The following is a 3,821-nucleotide window of genomic DNA, read 5'->3' as shown; positions in this document are numbered from 1 at the left end:
TTTAGCTTATCACGCTCAACAGTAATACCGTGAGGAGGACCTTGGAAAGTCTTCAAGTAAGCTACAGGAATCCGCATATCTTCCAAACGTAGCGCCCGTAGTGCTTTGAAACCAAATACGTTACCTACAATGGAGGTTAACATATTAGTTACAGAACCTTCCTCAAACAAATCTAGAGGATAAGCTACATAGCAAATATATTGATTATCTTCACCGGGAACAGATTCAATATCATAACAACGACCTTTGTAGCGATCGAGGTCAGTCAACAAGTCAGTCCATACTGTTGTCCAAGTACCAGTAGAAGATTCAGCAGCTACTGCAGCTCCAGCTTCTTCTGGAGGAACTCCAGGCTGAGGAGTCATACGGAAGGCTGCTAGAACATCTGTATCTTTTGGTATGTAATCAGGAGTGTAATAAGTTAGTTTATAGTCTTTTACTCCAGCCTGATACCCAGACTTAGACTGACTTTGTGTTTTAGCGTAACTCATATCTTATTTCCTAAGAATCTACTTCTTGACATCCTCCCGACGTTGCGCATGGCGCGACAACGCGGGATTCCTAAACCTCGCGGATTAGGGCTTTCTGCTTCTAACGCACCTGCCTCTGAGGCCGAACCTCTTTCTGGTCTTACGGTCGCTCCACAGACAAGCCAGCGCGGTCTTGGGGGTCTCCCCCATGAGCGACTGGCGCTGACACTGCTAGCCCAGCAGTCTTATTTTATCTAGTTGTACGGACGTTGCATAACAAAAATGCGAACGTCCCTACCTGAGGCCGTCAGCGGTTACTCATCCACAGGCATTTTCATGTCGGCGACAGCCGAAACGGTCAAGCCGACCGCATTTCTTGAGTGCGTCTTGCATTACATATTTGATAATATCAAGAATTAGAACTTTTCTACTTAAAAGATTATTTATTTATTAATAACTTTTTTTAATCCTTTTGTTACATTTTTTAATTTTATTGTAGTAATAGTTGGAAATAAATCAAGTGCATAATTGCTCATTGACAAAAAGTCATAGATATGCAATAAAAAATTAACTTCTGACAAGAGGATTAAAGATTAAGTAAGCTATAGGGGATCAAAAAAAAATTACAGACTAGGGAAAACTCAAGACTCTAATAATTAAGTAGTATAAGCAATTATACTCTGATATTTTGTAGTAAGTATGGCTAATGGTTACAAGAAAATAGTCGTTTTTTCCTAGAAAAAATTACCAGCCAATACAGCAAAAAATCGGTAAATTAATTTTCATGGCGGGCTAATTATTTAGGATTTATCTATTAATAACTATCCTGTGAAAATACTAAATTAGTATACATTTAATCTGCATTTTTTCATAACAAAAATAAAAATCAGCAAAACTGATTATTCTTGACTATAGCAATCCGCGCATAGGTTGCGGGTAATCAAAAAGTAAATAAAAAAACTGAAACTCTTACCAGTTAAGAGTTAAGAGTTAAGTGTTCCCTAAAAAGCAGTAAGATTTTTGACAGGAATAAAATAGGATTGCTATATAAATATTTCCTTAATTTGACTTGCACTAAGCAAATTAGATGGACAGTAGTAGTATGAAACAGAAAGCCCCTACCAGTGATGCTAGGAAATCGCGCGTCGTCTCGTAGAGCAGGGTCGGGAGGATGTCAAAATAGTTTCTTTCTATCTAAACAGTATCTGAAAAAAAGGGTAAGTTCAGTAGAATGGAAATCTCTCTATCTATTGGAAAAGCTTAATGCGATCGCTTCCCTAAAATCAACCAAATTATGATATAATATTAAACCCTTGTATACTATCATTTTATTCCAATAGTTTATTATGAATACAACTCCCCGTCGCTATCACATTACCACTTTCGGCTGTCAAATGAACAAAGCTGACTCCGAACGCATGGCAGGTATCCTAGATAATATGGGCCTCATCTCTTCAGAAGACCCGAACGAAGCCAATATCATTCTATACAACACCTGCACTATTCGTGACAATGCCGAACAAAAAGTTTACTCCTATCTAGGTAGACAAGCAAAACGCAAACATCAACAACCAGACCTTACTCTCATTGTTGCTGGATGTGTTGCTCAACAAGAAGGAGAAGCACTACTGCGACGGGTACCAGAACTAGACTTAGTTATGGGACCTCAACACGCTAACCGTTTGCAAGACTTATTAGAACAAGTATTCAATGGCAACCAAGTAGTCGCTACAGAACCCATTCATATTGTCGAAGATATTACTAAACCCAGACGGGATAGTAATATTACTGCTTGGGTAAATATAATTTATGGTTGCAACGAACACTGTACCTATTGTGTTGTTCCTAGCGTGAGAGGTGTAGAGCAGTCTCGCTATCCTGAAGCTATTCGCGCTGAAATGGAAGAGTTGGGGCGACAAGGTTATCCAGAAATAACATTGTTAGGGCAAAATATTGATGCTTACGGACGTGACTTACCGGGAGTGACAGCAGAAGGACGCAATAAATACACATTCACAGATTTACTTTACTATGTGCATGATGTACCAGGTGTTGAACGTATTCGCTTGCGACAAGTCATCCCCGCTATTTCACAGAACGTTTAATTAAAGCTTGTGCTGAGTTGCCCAAGGTTTGCGAACATTTTCATATTCCGTTTCAGTCTGGAGATAATGAATTATTGAAGGCGATGGCAAGAGGTTACACCCATGAGAAATATCGCCGAATTATTGATAAAATTCGGGAACTGATGCCAGATGCTTCTATTAGTGCTGACGCAATAGTAGGTTTTCCTGGAGAAACTGAGGAACAATTTGAGAATACCCTGAAGTTGGTTGAGGATATTGGGTTCGACCAGTTGAATACTGCTGCTTATTCTCCCAGACCGGGAACTCCAGCAGCTTTATGGGAAAATCAAGTGAGTGAGGAAGCTAAAGCAGACAGACTGCAAAGGTTGAATCATTTGGTGGGGGTAAAAGCAGCAGAGCGATCGCAACGTTATATGAGTCGTGTTGAAGAAATTTTAGTTGAAGACACAAACCCTAAAAATTCTACTCAAGTTATGGGTCGTACCCGTGGAAACCGTCTGACATTTTTTGAGGGGGATATTAATCAGTTGAAAGGTAAGTTAGTAAAGGTGAAAATTACTGAAGTACGTCCGTTTAGTTTGACAGGAGAAGTCAGGCAATTTGTGGAAGTCTAGGAGTTGTAAGGGTATGTTTAATAAATAAGACTCATATTCTGATAGAAAGTTCTACTTTCACAATTTTGATCGATCACTGAAATAAAATAATAAAAATTCTTTCTAGTAAAACCATACCCTAACTGTACTTTAAGATTTTTTACACCGAAAATGGCTTCAAACCAAGTATTAGCAAGGGAAATACCTCACAATGCTAAAAATAGCTAAAACCTAGATATATCAAGAAAACAGTTGATTCTAGGTTCAAAGATTACTGTATAAGGTTTTGAGCTGATTTTTAACCTATTTTTTTCTAAAGTCCAGCTAATGTGGAGATGTTTAATAGAAATCTCCGATAATCAAAAATCAAATCAATCTTATAAGGAAAAATTATCAATTCTTTCCTCCTTCTCCCTGCTCCCTCTTTTCCGAAGAGGTCTAATATTTTCAGGACTTACGCAGAGGTACTACATATAGCGGAAAAAACTATATCGTTATAGTTTTTGAACTCTATATATATGGTCTTTGCGTAAGTCCTAATTTTATCCAACTAAATGTCGGCAGGGGTCTCCCGTTATAATCTTTGATTTAACGGGAGGGGAATGCCGACCCGCAAATAAACACATATCGGTATTAAATTTTTCAAGTTTTTTGTGTTGACAACATAGCTG

The 3,821-nt window shown here is 38.3% G+C and carries 1 protein-coding gene and 2 pseudogenes; 2 read left to right on the top strand and 1 reads right to left on the bottom strand.

From position 1 onward, the window contains the following. Window positions 1-491 (bottom strand): annotated as a pseudogene (gene rbcL, locus F6K22_RS35045) (ribulose-bisphosphate carboxylase large subunit); the annotation flags it as partial. A 1,106-nt stretch (window positions 492-1,597) separates the two neighbouring features. On the opposite strand from rbcL, the gene F6K22_RS35040 reads away from it, so the two are divergent. After that, window positions 1,598-1,768 (top strand): hypothetical protein, encoded by a 171-nt coding sequence (locus F6K22_RS35040; RefSeq protein ID WP_293109087.1) that lies wholly within the window; start codon window positions 1,598-1,600, stop codon window positions 1,766-1,768. A 48-nt stretch (window positions 1,769-1,816) separates the two neighbouring features. Next, window positions 1,817-3,171: pseudogene (gene miaB, locus F6K22_RS35035) on the top strand (tRNA (N6-isopentenyl adenosine(37)-C2)-methylthiotransferase MiaB). Window positions 3,172-3,821: the final 650 nt, after the last annotated feature.

It is taken from the genome of Okeania sp. SIO2F4, from assembly GCF_010672385.1.
Lineage (GTDB): Bacteria > Cyanobacteriota > Cyanobacteriia > Cyanobacteriales > Microcoleaceae > Trichodesmium.
This window is presented reverse-complemented; position numbering and strand designations above follow the sequence as displayed.